Genomic DNA, 20,851 nt, shown 5'->3' on the forward strand with positions numbered 1-20,851 from the left:
ATTCTTCCAAGTGGTTTGGACCACACGAAGGCCGGCCCCCCGGTCCATGGACCGGGGGGCCGGCGAAACCAGACGGTCGGGCCTGGTGAGGGCGGTACGGCGGGGCCTTCCGGGCCCGGCGCCTGCGCCTACTTGACGTTCTCCTGCTCCATCGCGTCCCCCACCTCGTCCGGCTCGCGCCCCGGAGTCTGCAGATCGAATTTCGTGATCGCGAACCGGAAGAGCGCGTAATAGACCACCGCGAAACACAGCCCGATCGGAATGATCAGCCAGGGTTTGGTCGCCAGCCCCCAGTTGATGACGTAGTCGATCAGCCCTGCCGAGAAACTGAAGCTGTCGTGCACCCCAAGCGCCCACGTCACCGCCATCGACACACCCGTCAGCAGGGCGTGGAGCACGTACAGCACCGGCGCGACGAAGAGGAACGAGTACTCGAGCGGCTCGGTCACCCCCGTCACGAAGGACGTCAGGCCGACCGACAGCATCATGCCCGCGATCTCCTTGCGGCGATGCCGCTTGGCGCAGTGCGCGATCGCCAGCGCCGCGGCCGGCAGCGCGAACATCATGATCGGGAAGAACCCGGAGGTGAACTGCCCCGCCGTCGGGTCACCCGCCAGGAACCGGTTGACGTCACCGTGCACGACCGTGCCGTCCGGCTCGGTGAAGGAACCGAACTGGAACCAGACGAAGGTGTTCAGGAACTGGTGCAGGCCGATCACCAGCAGCGCGCGGTTGGCGACACCGAAGAGGCCCGAGCCGATCCAGTCCAGATCCGTCAGCCACTCGCTGAAGCTCGTCAGCGCGTCACCGACCGGCTGCCACACCCACAGACACAGCACGGCGAACACCAGGCCGACGAACGACATGAGGATCGGCACGAGGCGGCGGCCGTTGAAGAAGCCCAGCCAGTCCACCAGCTTCACGCGGTGGAAGCGCTGCCAGAACCAGGCGGAGAGAAAGCCCATCACGATGCCGCCGAACACCCCGGGGTTCTGGAACTCGGCCGCCGCCGCCGTCCCCTCCGGGTCCACGCACACCCCGCCCCACGGACCCGCCTGGACGTACTTCTGAACCGCGTCGCACTCCTCCGGGAACTGGTGCAGCACCGAGAAATACACCAGGAATCCGGCCACCGCGGCCAGCGCCGTCGAACCGTCCGACTTCTTCGCCATACCGATCGCGACACCGATGCAGAACAACAGCGGCAACCCCAGCCCCGAGTCCAGCAGCGCCCCGCCCGCGCCCGCGAAGACCTTGGCGACGTCGTCCCAGCCCAGGCCCTCGGCGCCGAACACATCAGGCTGGCCGAGACGGTTGAGGATGCCGGCCGCGGGCAGAACGGCGATGGGCAGCTGGAGGCTGCGACCCATCTTCTGCATGCCCTGGAAGAGCGTGGACGCCCACTTCTTCCGCGGCGCCTCCGATGCTGCCTGGGAACTCATCTCGGCCCTCCCGCGTGTCGGCCCGTCGACAGCCGACCTGGCACGTGCCGCATACTGGTGGTGTAGACCACTTGTGGGTGCGATTCCGGTTCCCCGGCGCGCACTCCGGGTGATCGCCATCCTTCGTCACGTAGCGGACAAACGCTCAGATAGTTGGGCTAAACGTGCGTTACGGTGTGAAAACCGCGCGACGGAACCGTCGGCGGCCGAGACAAGCAGGAGTGGACATGGCCAGCAAGGCTGAGAAGATCGTCGCCGGGCTCGGCGGCCTCGACAACATCGAAGAGGTCGAGGGCTGCATCACCCGTCTCCGCACCGAGGTCGTCGACGCCTCCCTCGTCGACGAGGCCGCGCTCAAGGCCGCCGGCGCCCACGGCGTCGTCAAGATGGGCACCGCGATCCAGGTCGTCATCGGCACCGACGCCGACCCCATCGCCGCCGACATCGAAGACATGATGTGAGCTGACACCCCCGCTCCACCAGGGCCCCTCACCGGCCGCCGACACGGCCCCGGACGGGGCCCTCGCCATTGCCGATAGGGTCTACGCCATGTCTCGCATCGACGGCCGCACCCCCGAACAGCTCCGCCCCGTCACCCTCGAACGGGCCTGGAGCAAGCACGCGGAAGGCTCCGTACTCGTCTCCTTCGGCGACACCAAGGTCTTCTGCACCGCCTCCGTCACCGAAGGCGTCCCGCGCTGGCGCAAGGGCAGCGGCGAAGGCTGGGTCACCGCCGAATACTCGATGCTCCCCCGCTCCACCAACACCCGCGGCGACCGCGAATCCGTGCGCGGCAAGATCGGCGGCCGCACCCACGAGATCAGCCGCCTCATCGGCCGCTCCCTGCGCGCCGTCATCGACTTCAAGGCACTCGGCGAGAACACCATCGTCCTGGACTGCGACGTCCTCCAGGCCGACGGCGGCACCCGCACCGCCGCCATCACCGGCGCCTACGTCGCCCTCGCCGACGCCATCACCTGGGCCCAGGGCAAGAAGCTCATCAAGCACGGCCGGCAGCCCCTCACCGGCACCGTCTCCGCCGTCAGCGTCGGCATCGTCGGCGGCGTGCCGCTCCTCGACCTCTGCTACGAAGAGGACGTCCGCGCCGACACCGACATGAACGTCGTCTGCACCGGCGACGGCCGCTTCGTCGAGGTCCAGGGCACCGCCGAGGCCGAACCCTTCGCCCGCGACGAGCTCAACGCCCTCCTCGACCTCGCCGTCGCCGGATGCGCGGAACTCGACACCGCCCAGCGCGAGGCCCTCGCCCGCACCCTCTGACCCGCCCGCCAGCTCCGGCCGGAGCGCAGCGAAGCGACGGATACGCGAAGCGACCGTTACGCGAAGCAACAGCGCACGGAGGGCCGCCGAAACCCCATCGGCAGCCCTCCGCCGGCGCACCGGGCCCAGCCCCGCCCCCGTGACCCTTTTCGCAGCAGACGCACCCCTCTGGCACGGTTCCGCTCGACGGACCACGCCCCCGACCGGGCGCCCCGGCAACCGCGGCGGGCCGTACAGCGTTTCTTCCTTTGTCCGAGCACGCCCTCCAGGGGAGGAACCCCACCATGGTCCCGCGCAACGCCCGCCCGCACCGACGTACCGCCGCCGCCCTCGCCGGCCTCGCCGCCGTCACGGTCGCGATACCGCTCCTCACCGGCTGCGGAGCCGTCCAGAAGGCCATGGACTGCGCGAACACCGCCACCGCCGTCGTCGACAGCGTCGACAAACTCCAGCGGGCCACCCGCAACGTCGACAACCCCCAGGAAGCCCAACAGGCCCTCGACGACATCGACCGCAACCTCGACAAGGTCAAGGCGACGGCCGACGACCCCGAGCTCACCCGCGCCATCGGCAACATGAACGACGGGGTCAAGGACGCCCGCACCGCCCTCGACAACAACAAGGCCCCGGACGTCACCCCCATCGTCGACGCGGCCGGTGAGCTGACCTCGATCTGCACACCGGGATAATCACTGCCCATGCAGCCTCAAACTGGCGGGCGACCCGCATCCCCCCGTCGACTGATCCTCGCCACCCGTAACGCAGGCAAGGTCACCGAACTCCGGGCCATCCTGAACGCCGCCGCACTCGACGTCGAACTCGTCGGCGCTGACGCCTACCCCGACGTCCCGGACGTCAAGGAGACCGGCGTCACCTTCGCCGAGAACGCCCTCCTCAAGGCCCACGCCCTCGCCGAGGCCACCGGCCACCCCGCCGTCGCCGACGACTCCGGCCTCTGCGTCGACGTCCTCGGCGGCGCCCCCGGGATCTTCTCCGCCCGCTGGGCGGGCAAGCACGGCGACGACCGCGCCAACCTCGACCTGCTCCTCGCTCAGCTCGGCGACATCGCCGACGAACACCGCGCCGCCCACTTCGCGTGCGCCGCGGCCCTCGCCCTCCCGGACGGCACCGAACGCGTCGTCGAGGGCCGCCTCGAAGGCACCCTCCGCCACGCCCCTACCGGAGACGGCGGCTTCGGCTACGACCCGATCCTCCAGCCCCTCGGCGAGACCCGCACCTGCGCGGAACTCACCGCGGACGAGAAGAACGCCATCAGCCACCGCGGCCAGGCCTTCCGGGCACTGGCGCCGGTGGTGCGGGAGTTGTTGGGCTGAGGTCCGAAGACGTACGGGGCCGAGCACCCGGCCTGGAGCCAAGCAGAGCAGCCTCTCCCTGGGAAGGGAGAGGCTGCTCTTGCTGGTGGGCCCGGTGGGATTTGAACCCACGACACACCGGACCTAAACCGGCGCCCTCTAGCCACTGGGGTACGGGCCCGCGGCGACTACTGTACTGTGCCGCGCCGTGCGACGGTGCGGACCGGCCTCTTGCGGCCCCCGCGGGCGAAGGTCCTCGTCTGGCTGTGGCAAGACGGGCACAGGTGGCGGAGGTTGGCGCGACGGTTGTCGAGCCGGTCGCCGTTGATGTGGTCGATTTCCAGAACGAGGCGCCTGCCCTGCCAGGTCTCTCCGGTCCCGCACGCGGCACACCGGCGCGGTACCCGGCTCTCGTCGAGCGCGCGACGCAGCAGCGCGGTCGATGTCCGCGCGGAGCCCGGCGCGAGGCGCCGCAGGATCTCCTGCGCTGTTCTGCGGTGCGGCGACGGCTTGCCACGGCCATGCGCCTGACCGGTGAAATGCGCGGTCGGCAGGCCGTACGCCGCGACGCTGCGCCGGAGGATTCTGCGGGAGGTGGTGTTGACGGGCATGTTCAGCAGCCGGAGAACGGCGGCCAGGCTCGCGGAAGCGGCCACGGCCGCGGTGAGTTCCTCCCGGGGCAGCAGATGCGAGCCCTTCGCGGTGTCGGTGAAGTGCGACGTATCGATGCCGCAGCGGCTGAGGCGGTTTCTGATGTGGCTGTACGCGCTGTCGTGCGGCGGGCAGCCGAGGTGGGTCATCACCTCACGAACACTGCGGGAGCGCGCGGCGGCGTCCGCGAGACGCTCCTTGGAGTACGACTGGCGCGGCCGGTGCGGCGGCGGCTCGTCGACGAAGTGGGAGGTGTCGATGTCGTGGTGCTCCAGGCGCGTGCGCAGGTATCTGCGGGTGGCGCTGCACAGGGGCGCGTCGAGGCGACGGAGCATGTCGACCACGCTCGTGGAGACTGCGGCCGTACGGGCGAGCAGGTCGGGCGGATAACGTCGGCGTCCGGCCATCCGCGGTGCCTACTTCCGGCGCCGCGTGCGGCCGCGGTAGGTGTCGGTGGCGGCGTGGCAGTTGGGGCACAACAGGCGTAGGTTCTCCGGGCGGTTGTCCCACCGGTCACCGTTGCGGTGGTCGACCTCCAGCCGTAAGGGCCGACCGTTCCATTCCGCGGGCGTCCGGCACATCGCGCAGTGCTCCGGGACGCCCCGCCGCAGCAGTTCGCGCCGCAGCCGGCTGCCGCTGATCCGGCCGTCGGCCGGAGTTCCGCGCACCAGCCGCTCGCTGATCGCCACCTGTGGACCTCGTGGGGGCGCGGCAATGAAGTGCGAGGTGGGGATGCGGAGTTCGGCGATGCGCCGGCCGATGTGGGCGTGGTTGCCGCCGACCGGGCTGATGCCGAGGCGGCGCACGACCTCGGCGATGCTGTGCGAGCCGGAGACGACGTCGCGGAGCGTGGCCTCGGTGTGGCGCACACCCGCGGTTGGGAAATGCGTGGTGTCGATGCCCGCTTCGCGCATCCTGGTGCGGATATGGCGTCTGCTGCCCGGGGTCGGTCGTCCGCCGCACCACCGGACTGCCTCGTCGTACGAGGTCGATACGCGAGCCGCCTCCGCCAGCAGCTCACGGGTGTATTTGCGTGGCATCGATTCCCCCTGTCCCGCGCGCCGGGCCCTCCCCGTGCGCTCTTGACCTTCTCGAACTGGAGAACGATCGAACGTCGAGTCGGTTACGCCGGGTGGCGAGAAAAGGGACGGGGATGGAAACGGAAGGGCCCCGGGGAGTCCCCGGGGCCCTTGAGGTGTCCGTCGCGCGTCAGAACTTGGGGTCGGGTGTCTGGGCTGTGACCATCTCGACGGCTTCCTCCTTGGTGGCCACCGAGGGCGGGGAGCCCTCCAGGGGCTGCTGGGCGGTTTCCTTCATGCAGGCCACCGCGATGACGCCGACGAGGGCGGCGCCCATCGTGTAGTAGGCGGGGACCATGACGTTCTGGTCGAAGACGTCCATGAGGGCGGTGATCACCAGCGGGGTGGTGCCGCCGAACAGGGAGACGGCGAGGTTGTAGCCGATGGAGAGCGAGCCGTAGCGGACGCTGGTGGGGAAGAGGGCGGGAAGGGCGGCCGACATGGTGCCCAGGAGGCAGACCAGGGAGAGTCCGAGGAGGGCCATGCCGCTGATGACCGCCGGGACGCTGCCCTGCTTGACCAGGAGGAAGGCGGGGATGGCGATGACGAAGAAGCCGAGCATGCCCGCCATCAGCAGCGGCTTGCGGCCGTAGCGGTCGCTGAGCCTGCCGACGCTGCTGATGACGCACATCAGGACGATCATGGTGCCCAGCAGGATCAGCAGGCCGTGCGACTCCTCGTACTTGAGGGTGTCGGTCAGGTACGTCGGCATGTAGGACAGCAGCATGTAGTCGGTGATGTTGTACGCGCCGACCAGGGCGATGCACAGGATGAGCGTCGGCCACTGCTGGATGAAGATCTCGCTGATCTTCTTCTTCGGGGCGTTCTCCGAGAGGTGCGAGAACTCGGCATCGGCCTCGGTGGCGGATCCGGTGGCGACGTGGGTCTGGGACGCCTCCAGCTTCTGGAAGGCGGGGGTCTCGTCCAGCTTGATCCGGAGGTAGAGACCGACCAGGCCGAGCGGGCCCGCGACCAGGAACGGGATGCGCCAGCCCCAGTGGAGCATGGCGTCGTCGCCGAGGGTGGTGTTGAGGAGCAGCACGATGCCGGCGGCGCCGGTGTAGCCGATCAGGGTGCCCATCTCCAGGAAGCTGCCGAAGTAGCCGCGCTTCTTGTCGGGGGCGTACTCGGCGATGAAGGTGGAGGCGCCGCCGTACTCCCCGCCGGTGGAGAAGCCCTGGATGAGGCGGAAGAAAATCAGCAGGACGGGGGCCCAGAAGCCGATGGTGGCGTAGGAGGGGATGAGGCCGATACAGAGGGTGCCGAGCGCCATCATGATCATCGTGAGGGCGAGGACCTTCTTGCGGCCGATCCGGTCGCCGAGCGGGCCGAAGTAGAGGCCGCCCAGTGGCCGTACGAGGAACGCGACGGCGAAGGTGGCGAAGGAGGACAGCAGGCTGGTGGTGTCGCTGCCGCCGGGGAAGAAGACCTTGCCGATGGTGACGGCGAGATAGCTGTAGATCCCGAAGTCGAACCATTCCATGGCGTTACCGAGCGCGGCGGCCTTGACGGCCCGCTTGACCACCTTTTCGTCGGTGATCGTGATGTCGGTGCGCCGTAGCTTGGGGTTCCGGCGCCGTGCGACGGCACGGAAGAGCGCCCGATGACGCTTGCGCGCTGCCGGATCGTTGTCGGAAGCCTGGTCTGCTTCGGTGCTGCCGGTCGGCACGAGGCGGTCCTCTCGGTCTGTCAGCGCGCGGTGCGCGGTGGGGTACGACAGGTGCGCCTGCGCAGTGGAGCGCGGATCAAACCACTCTGGCCGGATAACGCGATGTAGGTCACGCGACGCTGGGCCGTACGGAGGAGGTTTTCCGGCGCGCCAGAGGCGCGACGCGGGCTGTTACAGGACTGGTACACAGCCGCGCGGTCATCGCAGTGTTCGGGCAATCAGCCCGTGGGGCGGGGGCGGGAGAGTGACGTGTCGAATCCCGCTCGTTTCCGTCGAGGCGTCGCTGTGCGCCGGGCCCCTTCGGGTGGAGGTGTCGGCGTTGGTGTGAGCTGGGTGGGGGTACGGGGCGCGGGCCCCGGGAGGAGAACGTGATGACCGAGCGTGAACGGTTCCGCTGGGCGCGTGGGCGTACCGCTCTGGTGGCGTTTGCCCTGGTGACGGCGGTTGCCGCGGGCGGGGTGTGGTGGAGCCAGGGGGCGGACCGCGCGTCGGCGGTGGATGCGGCGCCCAAGACGTCGGCGGTGCAGGACGTGAAGTCGCCCGGTAAGCCCTCGGGGGGTCTGCCGGGGGTGCGGGACTGCGGGATCGGGGAGCCGCAGATCAAGCCTCAGGTGATCACGTTGACGTGTGCGGACGCGGGGATGGTGGCGACGGCGATCACCTGGGAGCGGTACGGATCGCGGGAGGCGGAGGGTACGGGCGTGGTGCAGGTGGAGCGGACCGCGGGGGCGGGTGCGGACGCGGGGTTCCCGGCGACGTTCCGGCTCTACGGCCCCGAGCCGGTGGCCGGCGGGCGGGCCTTCACGGGGCTCGAGGTGACGTACGAGGGCTCCACGCCGCTCGGTGACACGACGGAGATGTACAACCTCGCGTGATGGGGATACGGGGCCGGATCGCACTGGCCATTTCGTGTATGACGGCGCTTGCCGTGGTGGTGCTCGGGTTCGCGGTGCATCACATCGCGGATGCGGAGCGGGAGCGGTCGGCGCGGTCGTATCAGGACGACCGGCTGAGTTCCGCGCTGCAGATCTATGAGCGGGACGGCACTTTGGCGCTGGGGGCGCAGCTGGACGACGCGACGCTGCCGCCTCCGCTGCGGGACGCGGTGCTGCGGGGCAGGTCGGGGACGTATCTGAGCGGGGGCGAGGATCCGCGGGTGTGGGCGGCGACGGGGGTCGGCGGTGGGGGCGGGCAGGATCCGGGGCGTTCGCTGTCGGTGTCGGCGGCGTTCCCGGACGACGATCCGGCGCGGGTGGCGCTGGATCGTGCGTTGCTGATCGCGGGGTGCGGCACGGTCGTGCTGATGGCGGTGGTGTCGTGGTTCGTGGCGCAGCGGTTGTCGCGGCGGTTGCGGCTGAGTGCGGCGGCGGCCCGGCGGATCGCGGCGGGGGCGGCGCCGGACGCGGACGCGCTGGCCAGTCATGGCCGGGACGAGGTGGCCGAGTTGGGGCGCAGCGTGCATCACATGGCGACGTCGCTGGCGGCGCAGGCGCAGGCGGAGCGGGAGTTCACCGCGGATGTCGCGCATGAGCTGCGGACGCCGGTGGCCGGTCTGGTGGCCGCGGCGGAGTTGTTGCCGCAGCCGCGTGCGGTGGAGATGGTGCAGGACCGGGCGCAGGCGATGCGGCGGCTGGTGGAGGATCTGCTGGAGGTGTCGCGGTTGGACGCGGGGGTGGAGCGGGCCGATCTGGATGCCTGTGAGCTGCCGTCGTTGGTGCGGGGGATCGTGCGGCGGGCGGCCCGTCAGCGGGGGGTCGCCGAGGTGTCGGTGACGGTCGAGGGGGAGCCGCGGATCGTGGAGACCGACCGGCGCCGGGTGGAGCGGGTCCTGGTGAATCTGCTGGCGAACGCGGCGAAGCACGGCAGGCCGCCGATCGAGGTGGTGGTGCGGGGCGCGCGGATCGTGGTGCGTGATCACGGGCCGGGCTATCCGGCGGAGTTGTGTGCGGAGGGGCCGCGGCGGTTTCGTACGGCGGCTCCGGAGCGGGGCACCGGGCACGGCCTGGGGCTGACGATCGCGGCGGGGCAGGCGGAGGTGCTGGGGGCCAGGCTGGACTTCGGCGCCGCCGCGGAGGGCGGCGCCGAGGCCGTGCTGGAGCTGCCGGACCGGGCGGCGGTGGCGCCTGCGGGGTCGGTGGGCCAGGGCATGTCCCGGGGTTGATGCCCGGGGCGCGCCGGCTGCGGGTCGCTCGGCCGGGAGTCCTCGGCCGGGATTCCTCGGCCGGGGCGCGTCGGCCCGGGTCCGGGGCGGTTTACAGTCCCAGGTCCTTGATGATCTTGGCGACGTGGCCGGTCGCCTTGACGTTGTAGAGGGCGCGCTCGACCTTGCCCTCCTCGTCGAGGATGACGGTGGAGCGGATGACGCCGGTGACGGTCTTGCCGTAGAGCTTCTTCTCGCCGAAGGCGCCGTAGGCCTCCAGGATCTCCTTGTCGGGGTCGCCGAGCAGGGTGACCTTGAGCTCTTCCTTCTCGCGGAACTTGGCGAGCTTCTCCGGCTTGTCGGGGGAGATGCCGATGACGTCGTAGCCGTGGCCGGCGAGGAATTCGAGGTTGTCGGTGAAGTCGCAGGCCTGCTTGGTGCAGCCCGGGGTGAGGGCGGCCGGGTAGAAGTACACGATGACCTTGCGGCCCTTGTGGTCGGCGAGCGAGACCTGCTTGCCGTCCGCGTCGGGGAGGGTGAAGGCGGGTGCGGTGTCGCCGGTCTGCAGTCGCTCGCTCATGGCTCTCCTTCTGGGTGGATCCGTCTGCCCCGAGATTACGCAGCCGGGCGGCGGGGCGGGCCCGGGGGCGCCGCGGCTGGGCGAAACGGGGGTGCTGCGGGGCGCGGGCGGGGTGGAGCTGACAGACTGTCCATCACGAACCGGTACGGATATGTGGCCGGTTTCCGTACGGGGCCTCGTGCCCGGTCTCGTACGCATCGGCCCGAGACGACGGAGGCAGCGCGGTGTCGGAAGCCAGGACCCCTGCGCAGATCGAGGCGGACATCGTCCGCCGGCGGCAGGATCTCGCGGTGACGCTCGACGAGATCGGTGTGCGGCTGCACCCCAGGACGATCATCGGCGAGGCGAAGGCGAAGACCGCGGCGGCGGTGGACCGTACGGCGGGGCGGGCGTATGTGACCGTGCAGCGCGTGATCTCGGATACCCGCGGCCAGTTGGTGTCGGAGGACGGGGCGCCGCGCCTGGAGCGCATCGTCCCGGTGGCCGTGGTCGGTGTGGCCGTGGTGGGCCTGCTGGCGCTGCGCCTCCAGCGGCGTCGTTAGGGGTGTTCGCGAACGCCCGCAGTGCCCGCTGCCGCCCGGGTGGTGCCCCTCGGGATCGGTGGCTTCGGGCGGCGGTGCGTGCGGCGCGGTGCGGGGCAGGTACGGTCTTGCCGTGAGCCCGAAAAACACCCACGACACCCATGACAAGCTGCCGATCCGGATGCTGCACGACCGTGTGCTGGTCCGGACGGACATCCCCGAGGGCGAGCGCCGCTCTTCCGGGGGCATCGTCATTCCGGCGACCGCTGCCGTCGGCCGCCGCCTGGCCTGGGCCGAGGTGGTCGCGGTCGGGCAGAACGTACGGACCGTCGAGGTGGGGGACCGGGTGCTGTACGACCCCGAGGACCGCGCCGAGGTCGAGGTGCGCGGCGTGGCGTATGTGCTGATGCGGGAGCGCGATCTGCATGCGGTGGCCGCGGAGCGGCTGGAGGGCGCGGAGGACGCGACGGGGCTGTATCTCTAGATCTCCGGCATCTCTTGGCCCGGTGACTTCGGCCCCGGGCCCTTTGCGGGCCGGGTGGGCCTGGCGGGCGGTGACCGGGGTCACCGCCCGTTTTCCTGTCTTTTGCTAGCCTCGGATGTACCCGACGAGACGCGCCGTACCGGGCCACGACAAGACGACGCACCCCTGTTGAAGCTCTTTCACGGAGGTGCCGTCATGGCATGGATCCTGCTTGTCGTCGCCGGTCTGCTGGAGGTCGGCTGGTCGATCGGTATGAAGTTCACCGACGGCTTCACCCGGCTGTGGCCCAGCGTGTTCACCGGCGCGGGCATCGTCGTCAGCATGATGCTGCTGTCGTACGCGGCCCGGACCCTGCCGATCGGTACGGCCTACGGTGTGTGGGTCGGCATCGGTGCGGCCGGTGCGGCGGTGGTCGGGATGATGGTGCTCGGTGAACCGGCCACCGCGGCCCGGATCTTCTTCATCTGTCTGCTGCTGGTGGCGGTCGTCGGCCTCAAGGCGACGTCCGGCCACTGACCTGGTCACTCACGCCCCGGGCGGACCGGCGTGCCCCGGCCGCCCGCTGCGGACTCAGCCGCCCCACCTCGGCTGACGCGCAAGGGCCCCGTCCTCCGGCCCCACCGTCGGGAAGTCCTCGGTGGGCTCCGGGGGCGTCGGCTCGGTGGGGAAGGTCGGGGTGGGCGGCTCGATCGTCGGCGGGGTCGGGAAGTCCGTCGGCGGAGTGATGGTCGGGCCCCCGGTCGGCTCCGTCGTCGGGGACGCGGTGTCGGTGGGCGGCACCGGCGCGGTGGTGGTCGGCTGCGGCACCGGTGACCCGGCACCCTCCTCCAGCTCCAGGTCGAAGTCGCGGACCGGCTCGTCCTCCAGGGCGGCGGCGGTGTAGTCGGCCCAGATCTCGGCGGGGAAGCCGCCGCCGTTGATCCGGGGCAGGCCCGCCGCGCCGTACAGCGGCTCCTGTGCGGCGCTCACCGGGTTCTGCCCCAGCACGGCGACCACGGTGGCGAGTTCGGGCGTGTAGCCCGCGAACCAGGCGGCCTTGTCCTCCTCCGCGGTACCGGTCTTGCCGGCCGCGGGCCGCCCCGCGGCCTGCGCCGCGGTGCCGGTGCCGCCGTCGACGACGCTGCGCAGGATCGACGTGGTGGTGTCGGCGGCCTCCCGGCCGAGGGCGGTCGCCTCGGCGCGCTCGGGCAGCTGCAGGTCCTCGCCGCTCTTGGAGACCTTGTCGACCAGGGTGTACGGCCGCTGTTTGCCGTGCTGCGCGAAGGAGGCGTAGACCTGCGTCATCTCCAGGACGCTGGGTGTGGCGGTGCCGAGCGAGACCGCGCCCTGGGACGAGGCGAGGCTGGGGGTGTCCGCCGGGATGCCCAGGTCGACGGCGGTGTTCTTGACCTTGGTGGGGCCGACGTCGATGCCCATCTGGGCGTAGACGGCGTTGACGGACTTGTCGGTCGCCTCGGTGACGGTGATCGGGCCGTAGGAGCGGTCGTCCTCGTTGGCCGGCGCGAAGCCGGTGGGGGAGCCGTCGTTGACCGTCATGCGCTTGTTGGTGCCGTCGTAGACGGTGTTCGGGGTGATCCGCGCGCCGTCCTGGGTGGTCGCGTTGTTCTGGACGGCGGAGGCGAAGACGATCGGCTTGAAGGTGGAGCCGACCTGGTAGTCGTGCCGGGTGGCGCTGTTGACGTACTGCTTGGCGAAGTCGATGCCGCCGTACAGCGCGACGACCCGGCCGGTCTCGGGGTCGATGGAGGCGCCGCCGGCGCGGACGTAGGAGTCGACCTTCCGCGAGTCGCCGAGCTTGTCCATCATGCGGCTGTCGACCGCGTCGACGAAGGCGTCCTCGCGGTCCTTGTCGATGGTGGTGGTGATGCGGTAGCCGCCGGCCCGCAGGGTGTCCTCGTCGACGATCTCGTTGCCGATGAGGTAGTCCCGGACCGCCTCGACGAGGTAGCCGCGCTGGCCGGAGAGACCGGCGGACGCCTTGGCAGGCCCCGGGGCGGGGAACTTCATCGACGACCGCTGCGCCTCACTCAGCCACTTCTTCGTCACCATGCCGTCCAGCACGTAGTCCCAACGCGCCTTCGCACGGGGCTTGTTCTCCGGGTGGGCGGTGATGTCGTAGGCGCTGGGGGCGTTGAGGAGGGTGGCGAGGTAGGCCCCTTGGGCCGTCGTGAGGTCCTCGGAGTTCTTGCCGTAGTACGCCTGCGCGGCGGCCTGGATGCCGTAGGCGTTGCGGCCGTAGTAGCTGGAGTTGAGGTAACCCTCCAGGATGTCGGCCTTGCTCACCTCGCGGTCCAGCTTGATCGCGATGAAGAACTCCTTGGCCTTACGGGTGACCGTCTGCTCCTGGCCCAGGTAGTAGTTCTTGACGTACTGCTGGGTGATCGTCGAACCGGACTGCTTGCCCTTGCCGGTCAGGGTGTTCCAGCCGGCCCGCAGCATCGCGGCGGGGTCGACCGCCGACTCGGAGTAGAAGTCGCGGTCCTCGGCGGCGAGTACGGCCTCCTGAACGGATTTGGGGATCTGGCTGAGCGAGACGTTCTCGCGGTTGACCTCGCCGTCGCGCGCCAGCTCCGAGCCGTCGGAGTAGAGGTAGACGTTGCTCTGCGCCTTGGCCGCGCTGTTGGCGGGCGGGATGTCGACGATGAGGTACCCGGCGACCATGCCGCCCGCGAGCAGCAGCAGGAACAGCAGCACGGTGCCCAGCACCGTGCGCCAGGTGGGGATGACACGGCGCCAGCCGGTGCGCCGGGGGCGGGGCTTCTTCCCCTCGGCGCCCTTACCGCTCGTCGTCGGCGCCTCGGGACGCGGTCCCCACTCCGGGGGGCCGGTGTTCTCCGGGCCGTCGTGCTGCGGATCGTCGCTCATGTCTGTATGGACTCCTCGGCCACCGCCGATGGTTGTGCGGCGGAGCGGTGTCGGGTCTGGGGTGCATCCCCCGGGCCTGGAGGGGAACTGTCGCCCGATAAGAAACTGTCGCATCATGCGTCGTCGTCAAGGGGGCTGGCGCGCTCCTGTGACCGCGACGTGACCGGCTGAATGGCGCCCGGGGCTCACCCGAACCGGTGACAAACCGATGGTGCGGTCCCCGGGGGCGGGGCTAAGCTCCGGTGTTTTGCCAGGTGACGACGACGGGGCCGGGGGGACGCGGGCATGTGGTGGGTGGCCGTGGCGGTCGGCAGCTTCCGGCGGTACGCCACCTACCGGATGGCCACCGCGGCGGGCGTCTTCACCAACACCGTCTTCGGCTTCATCGTCGCCTACGCCTACCTCGCCCTGTGGGCCGAGCGGCCGCACCTGGGCGGCTACGACCAGGCGCAGGCGCTGACCTTCGTGTGGGTGGGGCAGGCGCTGCTCGCGGCGGTCGCGCTGCTCTCCGGCGGGGGGCTGGACGAGCTCCAGGAGCGGATCCGCAGCGGCGACATCGCCGTGGACCTCTACCGGCCGGCCGATCTGCAGCTGTGGTGGCTGGCCGGGGATCTCGGCCGGGCCGCGCTGCAGCTGATCGGGCGCGGGGCGGTGCCGATGACGGTCGGCGCGCTGTGCTTCGAACTGGCACTGCCGGGCGACGTGTTGACCTGGTGCTGCTTCGTGTTCTCGGTGACGCTCGCGGTGGTGGTCAGCTTCGCGTTGCGCTATCTCGTCGCGCTGGCGTCCTTCTGGCTGCTCGACGGTGCGGGCCTGGCCATGATCAGCGGCCTGGCCTGCATGTTCTTCTCGGGTCTCGTGCTGCCGCTGCGGGTGTTCCCCGGCGGCTTCGGCGAGGTCGCCCAGCTGCTGCCGTGGGCCGCCGTGCTCCAGGTGCCGGCGGACGTCCTGCTCGGTGCGCGTACCGGCGGGACGCTGGCCGAGGGCCTGGCCTTCCAGGCGGCCTGGGGCGTGGCGCTGCTGGCGCTGGGCCGGCTGGTGCAGCGCGCCGCCACCCGCAAGGTGGTGGTGCACGGTGGCTGACACCTCGAAGGCGGAAGGGCAGGTGGCCGCCGACAGGGCGGCAGCGGTGCCATGGGCGGCGGGGTTGCGCGCGTACGGGTTGCTCGTGCGGATGTGGGTGCGCTCCACTCTCGCCTACCGGGCGTCGTTCGTGATGATGGCGGTCGGCAACTTCGCTGCCAGCGGCCTGGATTTCGTCGCGATCATGCTCATGTTCTCGCAGATCGACGCGCTCGGTGGCTTCGGCCTCCCCGAAGTGGCCTTCCTCTACGGCACGTCCAGCGCGTCCCTGGGCCTGGCCGATCTGCTGCTGGGCAGCATGGACCGGATCGGCGGCCGCATCCGGGACGGCACGCTCGATGTCATGCTGCTGCGCCCCGTACCGGTCTTCGCGCAGGTCGCCGCGGACCGCTTCGCGCTGCGCAGGCTGGGCCGGATCACCCAGGCGCTGCTGGTCCTCGGCTGGTCGCTGACGGCGCTCGACGTGTCGTGGACGGCGGGCCGGGTGCTGATGGTGCCGCTGATGGTGGTGTGCGGTGCGGCCATCTTCGCGGCGGTGTTCACCGCCGGGGCGTCCTTCCAGTTCTGGGCGCAGGACGCCGCCGAGGTGCAGAACTCCTTCACCTACGGCGGCAACGCCATGCTGCAGTACCCGCCGACGGTCTTCGCCAAGGACCTGGTGCGCGGGGTCACCTTCGTCATTCCGCTGGCCTTCGTGAACTGGCTGCCCGCACTGCGACTTCTGGGGCATCCGGATCCGCTGGGGCTGCCGGGCTGGGTGGACTTCCTGGGGCCGGTGGTGGCCGTGGTGATGTGGGCGGGCGTCGGGGTGGCGTGGCGGTACGGGCTGCGGGCGTACCGCAGTACGGGGAGCTGACGGCCGGCGGAACGCGGCCGGCAGGGGCCCGCCCGGCGCGGCGCGGCAGCGGGAGGGAGCGGCCCGGGAACGGCACGGCATCGGCACGGGGGCGGACAGCGGGAGGCATGTGGTGAGCGGTACGGCGGCGGAGCGGCTGATCGAGGTGGAGGGCATCGAGAAAGTTTTCTCGGTGCGGCGCAAGGCGGGTCGGCTGCGGCGCGTCAGACACGAGGTGCGGGCCGTGGACGGCATCACCTTCCAGGTGCCGCGCGGGGAGATGGTGGGCTACATCGGGCCGAACGGCGCCGGGAAGTCCACCACCATCAAGATGCTGACGGGCATTCTGGTGCCCAGCGGGGGCCGGCTGCGGGTGGCCGGCATCGACCCGGCGCGCGAGCGGACCCGCCTCGCCCGGCGGATCGGGGTGGTCTTCGGGCAGCGCACCACCCTGTGGTGGGACCTGCCGCTGAAGGACTCCTACGAACTGGTGCGGCGGATGTACCGCATCCCGTCCGCCGCCTACCGCGACCAGCTGGAGCGGTGTGTGGAACTGCTCGACCTGGGACCGCTGCTGGAGGTGCCGGTGCGTCAGCTGTCGCTGGGGCAGCGGATGCGCGGCGACATCGCGGCGGCGCTGCTGCACGAACCCGAGGTGCTCTATCTGGACGAGCCGACGATCGGCCTCGATGTGATCAGCAAGGCGAAGGTGCGCTCCTTCCTGCGGGAGGTCAATGCCGAGCGGGGCACCACGGTCCTGCTGACCACGCACGATCTGACCGACATCGAGCAGCTGTGCCGCCGGGTGATGGTCATCGACCACGGTCGGCTGGTCTACGACGGGGGGCTCGCCGGCCTGCGGGCGGCCGGGGAGGGGGAGCGCACGCTGGTGGTGGACCTGGAGCGGGAGCTGCCGCCGATCGAGGGCGTACCGGGGGCCCGTACGGTCAAGGTGGACGGTCCGCGGCAGTGGCTGGCGTTTCCAGCGGCGCAGAGCGCGGCGCCGCTGGTGGCGGCAGTCGCCGAGCGCTATCCGCTGGTGGACCTCTCGGTGCGGGAGGCGGACATCGAGGACGTCATCGCGCGGCTGTACGCCAAGGGCGGGCCGGCCGGGGCTCCTGCCGTGCCCGGCGCGCGACCCGGTGTGCGATGAGCTGCCCCGGATCCGCCCGGGACCGCCGGACACGACCTAACCTGTTCGTATGACTGACAGACGCCCCGAGTTGCGTGCTTCCGACACCGACCGTGAGCGGGTGGCGGAGATCCTGCGCGACGCCGTCGCCGAGGGCCGGCTGGCGATGGAGGAGTTCCAGGAGCGGCTGGAGGCGACGTACGCGGCGCGTACGTACGGCGAATTGGAGCCGATCACCGCCGACCTGCCGGCCGCGACCGCACCGACGGCTCCGGGGCCCCTCTCGCTGCGCAAGGAAGGCGGGGCCAGGTCCTGGGCCGGGCGGATCGTGAGCGGCGCGCACGGTTCCACGACCGGCGTCGGCGTCCTCGGCGGCTTCCAGCGCAAGGGGCGGTGGACGATCGGGCGCCGCTTCACGGCGGTCTGCTGCATTGGCGGCGGTGAGATCGACCTGCGGGAGGCGGACTTCGCCGGAGCGGAGATCGTCATCACCTGCTACGCCGTCATGGGCGGGGTGCAGCTGGTGGTGCCGCCGGGCGTCGAGGTCGATGTCCGGGGACTGGGCATCATGGGCGGATTCGACGCCGGCGAGGACGGGGTGCCGGGCGATCCCGGTGCGCCCCGGGTGATCGTCAGGGGGCTGGCGCTGATGGGCGGCGTCGGTATCGAGCGCAAGGCACGCAAGGCCGACGCGCGCCGCCTGGAGGACGAGCGCGGGCGGCGCGGGGAACTGGGCTGACGCGGCGGGGCGTCCGCGCACGGCCCGCTCAGAGCGAGGCGGGCGCGGACCGCTTGAGGTGGTCGAGGTCGAGGGCGTTCGCCATCGCCCGGTAGCCCTCGTCGCTGGGGTGGAGATGGTCGCCCGAGTCGTAGGAGGGGCGCAGCCGCACGGGCGCTGCCGGGTCGCGGAGCACCTTGTCGAAGTCCACCACCTCGTCGTAGACCGTGCCGGAGCGGATGATGCGGTTGACCTGCTCGCGGACGGAATTCAGCAGGGTGGAGTACCCCCGGTGTCCGCCGAACGGGGTCAGGGTGCTGCCGGTCACCCGCAGGCCCTGCAGGTGCGCCTGGCGGACGATCTGCCGCATGCCGGCGACGATCTTCTGCGGGTCGAGCTGGCGCGGTGACTTGAACAGGTCGTTGAGGCCGATCTCGACGACGACCGCCTTCACGTCGGTGCGCGAGAGCGCGTCGCGCTCCAGGCGGGACAGCACGCTGGGGCCGTTGTTGGGCGAGAAGCGGCTGCCGTTGACCAGCAGCCGGTTGCCGCTGATGCCCTGGTTGAGGACGCCGTAGCGGGGGGCGCCGGGTTCGTTGCGCAGCCGGGCCGCGAGGAAGTCGGTCCAGCGGTGGTTGGCGCCGGCGGTGGAGGTGATGCCGTCGGTGATCGAGTCGCCGATGGCGACGACCGTGCCGCGCGCCTCGGTGCTCCAGACGTCCACGCCGGTCAGATAGCGCCAGTACGGGCTCTGCTCGGTGTACGCGGCTCCGGTGGCGTCCTCGGTGCGGTCCCCCCGTGCCAGGTAGGAGGTCTGACGGGCATACGGGTGATACGTGGCGGGGCCGGAGGGGGAGGGGGAGTAGGTGGTGACCAGGAGATCGGCGTCGTGCGGCACGTCGAGGCGCACGGGGTCGCTGGTGACCGCGCCGCCCGCGGGGATGCTCACTGCGGGCCGCCCGCCGAAGGTCAGCCGGCGCATGGTTCCGGCCGCGGCGGTCGGGTTGCTGGGCGCCGCGGCCAGCGCCAGCGAGGCGTGACTGACCGGCAGCGGGCGCGTGCCGTAGAGGTTGGAGAGCTGGATGCGCGCGCTGGAGCCGCCGACGCTGGTGTGCACGACGTTCCGTATCGACATGCCGGCGTACCCGTCCAGGGTGCCGGGTTCGGCGGCCGCCGCGGACGCCGCCCAGGTGCCGACCCACTGTCCGGAGACCGCCGGCTTCGCGGGGTCACGCGGCTTGCGCGGGGAATCGCCCAGGCCACCGTCATCGCCGCCGAAGCCGACGAATATCGCGGTCGAGATCAGTACGACCACTGCCGCCAGGCCGGCGAGCAGGGCGTAACCCACACTTTTGTTCATGCGGGAGAGGTCTCCTGGGGAAGGCGGAGCGGCACGCTCCGGGTGGGCAAGGGCAGCGAATGACCAGCGGCACCGTTGCGGTCCGATCGGTTCTCCATGATCCCACGGGCCTTCGGGAGGCCGCCCGGCGCCCTGGCGATGTCCCCCATGACGTGGACGCGGGGAACTCGTGGTTCGTTCCGGGAGTAGGTCACAGTTGGACATACGGCTGAACCGGCGGCCGGCGGACGGCCGGATCGGACCGCCCCGCGGGCCGGCCGTGCGGCACAGGGTACGGCCGCAGGGATGGCGGGGCTCGGTGGGAACGGTGGAGCGGATGCAACGAACGAATGCGGATCGAGCGCCGGACGCGCCCTCGGCGGGCCGGGGCGCGCCGGGCGGCGGCTTCGGCTACAGCGAGGCCGACGCGGAGAAGCGGCGCGGCGTACGGCGGATGAAGACGTTCGCCACCGGCCTGCTGCTGGTGGTGGCGCTGGTCTACGTGCTGGCGAAATGGGCGGGTTCCTCCGGGGCGGGCGGCTGGACCGGCTATGTGGCGGCGGCCGCGGAAGCCGGCATGGTCGGTGCGCTGGCCGACTGGTTCGCCGTGACCGCACTCTTCAAGCGGCCCCTGGGGCTGCCGATCCCGCACACTGCCATCATTCCTACCAAAAAGGATCAACTGGGTCAGAGTCTCGGCGATTTCGTCGGGGAGAACTTTCTGTCGAGTGATGTCGTCCGCAGCCGGCTGCGGCAGGTCGGCATCAGCGCCCGGCTCGGCGGCTGGCTCGCCGACCCCAAGAACGCCGACCGGGTCACCGCGGAGCTGTCCACCGCGCTGCGCGGCGCGCTGACCGTGCTGCGTGACTCCGATGTGCAGGCGGTCGTCGGCGAGGCGATCACCCGGCGGGCGGACGCCCAGGAGATCGCGCCGGGCATCGGCGCGATGCTGGGGAGGGTCGTGGCCGAGGGCGGCCACCGGCGGGTGGTGGACCTGGTGTGCGGCCGCGCCCACGACTGGCTGGTCGAGCACGGCGACTCGGTCATGGCGGCCGTCTCCGGCGGCGCGCCGGGATGGACGCCGCGGTTCGTCGACCGCAGGGTCGGCGACCGGGTCTACAAGGAACTGCTGAGGTTCGTCACGGAGATGCGGGACATGCCCGAGCATCCGGCGCGCGGCGCGGTGGACCGTTTCCTGACGGACTTCGCGGGCGATCTGCAGACCGACCCGGAGACGCGGCAGAAGGTGGAGCGGCTGAAGTCGGAGGTGCTGGGGCGCGGCGAGGTGCAGGACCTGATCGCCTCCGCGTGGGGCTCGGTGCGGGCCATGATCGTGGCCGCCGCCGAGGACGAGCACAGCGAGCTGCGGCTGCGGGTGCGGGCGGCGCTGCTGTCCCTGGGGCAGCGGCTGGCGGTCGACGACCGGCTGCAGCGCAAGGTGGACGGCTGGCTGGAGGGCGCGGCCGTCTATGTGGTGACGACATATCAGGGCGAGATCACCTCCCTGATCACCGACACCGTCGCCGGCTGGGACGCGACGCACACCTCGAAGAAGATCGAGGCGCACATCGGCCGGGACCTGCAGTTCATCCGCATCAACGGCACGGTCGTGGGCGCGCTGGCCGGCCTGTGCATCTACTCCGTCTCCCGGGCGTTCGGCGGCTGACCCGGCGCCGGTGACCGGGAGGCCCGCCCGCCCGGTGACGCCGGGGCGCCGCT

At 71.1% G+C, this 20,851-nt stretch carries 21 protein-coding genes, 1 tRNA gene and 1 riboswitch; of the genes, 14 read left to right on the forward strand and 8 right to left on the reverse strand.

All coding sequences use genetic code 11. The annotated features are described in order from the left end of the window. Positions 1–128 precede the first annotated feature (128 nt). The gene (locus ACGFZW_RS24440) at positions 129–1,442 is read right to left on the reverse strand and encodes a PTS transporter subunit EIIC (RefSeq protein WP_393895343.1); all 1,314 of its coding nucleotides are present in this window, start codon (positions 1,440–1,442) and stop codon (positions 129–131) included. 221 nt (positions 1,443–1,663) lie between these two features. Between ACGFZW_RS24440 and ACGFZW_RS24445 the strand changes: the two genes are divergently transcribed. The 4 genes from ACGFZW_RS24445 to rdgB all read left to right on the forward strand — a co-directional run bounded on the left by ACGFZW_RS24445 (position 1,664) and on the right by rdgB (position 4,057). Next, the gene (locus ACGFZW_RS24445) at positions 1,664–1,903 is read left to right on the forward strand and encodes a PTS glucose/sucrose transporter subunit IIB (protein WP_308409440.1); all 240 of its coding nucleotides are present in this window, start codon (positions 1,664–1,666) and stop codon (positions 1,901–1,903) included. Positions 1,904–1,991: 88 nt separating this feature from the next. After that, complete coding sequence (gene rph / locus ACGFZW_RS24450) at positions 1,992–2,723, forward strand: ribonuclease PH (protein WP_393895344.1); 732 nt, start codon at positions 1,992–1,994, stop codon at positions 2,721–2,723. 284 nt (positions 2,724–3,007) lie between these two features. Continuing rightward, positions 3,008–3,412 carry a hypothetical protein gene (locus ACGFZW_RS24455; protein WP_393895345.1) on the forward strand — a complete coding sequence of 135 codons (405 nt, stop codon included), beginning with the start codon at positions 3,008–3,010 and terminating at the stop codon, positions 3,410–3,412. Positions 3,413–3,421: 9 nt separating this feature from the next. Further along, a complete protein-coding gene (gene rdgB, locus ACGFZW_RS24460) occupies positions 3,422–4,057 on the forward strand; it encodes an RdgB/HAM1 family non-canonical purine NTP pyrophosphatase (RefSeq protein ID WP_393895346.1) in 636 nt (211 codons plus the stop codon). A gap of 83 nt (positions 4,058–4,140) precedes the next feature. Here the strand turns inward: rdgB and ACGFZW_RS24465 are convergent. From ACGFZW_RS24465 to ACGFZW_RS24480, 4 genes are all read right to left on the reverse strand, one after another. Then, positions 4,141–4,217, reverse strand: a tRNA-Leu gene (locus ACGFZW_RS24465). Between the two features lie 7 nt (positions 4,218–4,224). Continuing rightward, entirely contained in the window at positions 4,225–5,094 is an 870-nt protein-coding gene (locus ACGFZW_RS24470; RefSeq protein WP_393895347.1) for an HNH endonuclease, read from the reverse strand. Between the two features lie 9 nt (positions 5,095–5,103). Continuing rightward, positions 5,104–5,727 (reverse strand): HNH endonuclease, encoded by a 624-nt coding sequence (locus ACGFZW_RS24475; RefSeq protein ID WP_393895348.1) that lies wholly within the window; start codon positions 5,725–5,727, stop codon positions 5,104–5,106. 169 nt (positions 5,728–5,896) lie between these two features. Next, entirely contained in the window at positions 5,897–7,435 is a 1,539-nt protein-coding gene (locus ACGFZW_RS24480; RefSeq protein ID WP_393895349.1) for an MFS transporter, read from the reverse strand. A 371-nt stretch (positions 7,436–7,806) separates the two neighbouring features. Between ACGFZW_RS24480 and ACGFZW_RS24485 the strand changes: the two genes are divergently transcribed. Both ACGFZW_RS24485 and ACGFZW_RS24490 read left to right on the forward strand, forming a co-directional pair. Continuing rightward, entirely contained in the window at positions 7,807–8,310 is a 504-nt protein-coding gene (locus ACGFZW_RS24485) for a hypothetical protein (protein ID WP_393895350.1), read from the forward strand. A gap of 38 nt (positions 8,311–8,348) precedes the next feature. After that, on the forward strand, positions 8,349–9,596 hold the full coding sequence (locus ACGFZW_RS24490) for a sensor histidine kinase (RefSeq protein ID WP_393895351.1): 1,248 nt from the start codon (positions 8,349–8,351) through the stop codon (positions 9,594–9,596). Positions 9,597–9,687: 91 nt separating this feature from the next. Here the strand turns inward: ACGFZW_RS24490 and bcp are convergent, their stop codons facing one another. Further along, a complete protein-coding gene (bcp, locus tag ACGFZW_RS24495) occupies positions 9,688–10,155 on the reverse strand; it encodes a thioredoxin-dependent thiol peroxidase (RefSeq protein ID WP_393895352.1) in 468 nt (155 codons plus the stop codon). 224 nt (positions 10,156–10,379) lie between these two features. Between bcp and ACGFZW_RS24500 the strand changes: the two genes are divergently transcribed. The 3 genes from ACGFZW_RS24500 to ACGFZW_RS24510 all read left to right on the forward strand — a co-directional run bounded on the left by ACGFZW_RS24500 (position 10,380) and on the right by ACGFZW_RS24510 (position 11,676). Beyond that, positions 10,380–10,697, forward strand: coding sequence for a DUF3618 domain-containing protein (locus ACGFZW_RS24500; protein ID WP_393895353.1), 318 nt, complete (start codon positions 10,380–10,382; stop codon positions 10,695–10,697). Positions 10,698–10,857: 160 nt separating this feature from the next. Continuing rightward, positions 10,858–11,160, forward strand: a complete 303-nt coding sequence (locus tag ACGFZW_RS24505) for a co-chaperone GroES (RefSeq protein WP_048828920.1) — start codon at positions 10,858–10,860, stop codon at positions 11,158–11,160. A 94-nt stretch (positions 11,161–11,254) separates the two neighbouring features. Then, positions 11,255–11,324: riboswitch (guanidine-III (ykkC-III) riboswitch) on the forward strand. 31 nt (positions 11,325–11,355) lie between these two features. Beyond that, the gene (locus ACGFZW_RS24510) at positions 11,356–11,676 is read left to right on the forward strand and encodes a DMT family transporter (RefSeq protein ID WP_393895354.1); all 321 of its coding nucleotides are present in this window, start codon (positions 11,356–11,358) and stop codon (positions 11,674–11,676) included. A gap of 54 nt (positions 11,677–11,730) precedes the next feature. Here ACGFZW_RS24510 and ACGFZW_RS24515 read toward each other — a convergent pair whose 3' ends face one another. Continuing rightward, positions 11,731–14,025 (reverse strand): transglycosylase domain-containing protein, encoded by a 2,295-nt coding sequence (locus ACGFZW_RS24515; protein WP_393895355.1) that lies wholly within the window; start codon positions 14,023–14,025, stop codon positions 11,731–11,733. Between the two features lie 285 nt (positions 14,026–14,310). On the opposite strand from ACGFZW_RS24515, the gene ACGFZW_RS24520 reads away from it, so the two are divergent. From ACGFZW_RS24520 to ACGFZW_RS24535, 4 genes are all read left to right on the forward strand, one after another. Continuing rightward, positions 14,311–15,108, forward strand: coding sequence for an ABC transporter permease (locus ACGFZW_RS24520; RefSeq protein ID WP_393895356.1), 798 nt, complete (start codon positions 14,311–14,313; stop codon positions 15,106–15,108). Between the two features lie 91 nt (positions 15,109–15,199). Continuing rightward, on the forward strand, positions 15,200–15,964 hold the full coding sequence (locus tag ACGFZW_RS24525) for an ABC transporter permease (RefSeq protein ID WP_393895559.1): 765 nt from the start codon (positions 15,200–15,202) through the stop codon (positions 15,962–15,964). A 109-nt stretch (positions 15,965–16,073) separates the two neighbouring features. After that, complete coding sequence (locus ACGFZW_RS24530) at positions 16,074–17,096, forward strand: ATP-binding cassette domain-containing protein (protein ID WP_393895357.1); 1,023 nt, start codon at positions 16,074–16,076, stop codon at positions 17,094–17,096. A 49-nt stretch (positions 17,097–17,145) separates the two neighbouring features. After that, entirely contained in the window at positions 17,146–17,814 is a 669-nt protein-coding gene (locus ACGFZW_RS24535) for a DUF1707 domain-containing protein (protein WP_393895358.1), read from the forward strand. A 28-nt stretch (positions 17,815–17,842) separates the two neighbouring features. On the opposite strand, the gene ACGFZW_RS24540 is transcribed toward ACGFZW_RS24535, so the two are convergent. Continuing rightward, complete coding sequence (locus ACGFZW_RS24540; protein ID WP_393895359.1) at positions 17,843–19,153, reverse strand: SGNH/GDSL hydrolase family protein; 1,311 nt, start codon at positions 19,151–19,153, stop codon at positions 17,843–17,845. 316 nt (positions 19,154–19,469) lie between these two features. Here ACGFZW_RS24540 and ACGFZW_RS24545 point away from each other — a divergent pair, with 316 nt between their 5' ends. Continuing rightward, on the forward strand, positions 19,470–20,798 hold the full coding sequence (locus tag ACGFZW_RS24545; protein ID WP_393895360.1) for a DUF445 domain-containing protein: 1,329 nt from the start codon (positions 19,470–19,472) through the stop codon (positions 20,796–20,798). The last annotated feature ends 53 nt before the right edge of the window (positions 20,799–20,851 follow it).

The organism is Streptomyces sp. NPDC048248 (assembly GCF_043201875.1).
GTDB lineage: Bacteria > Actinomycetota > Actinomycetes > Streptomycetales > Streptomycetaceae > Streptomyces.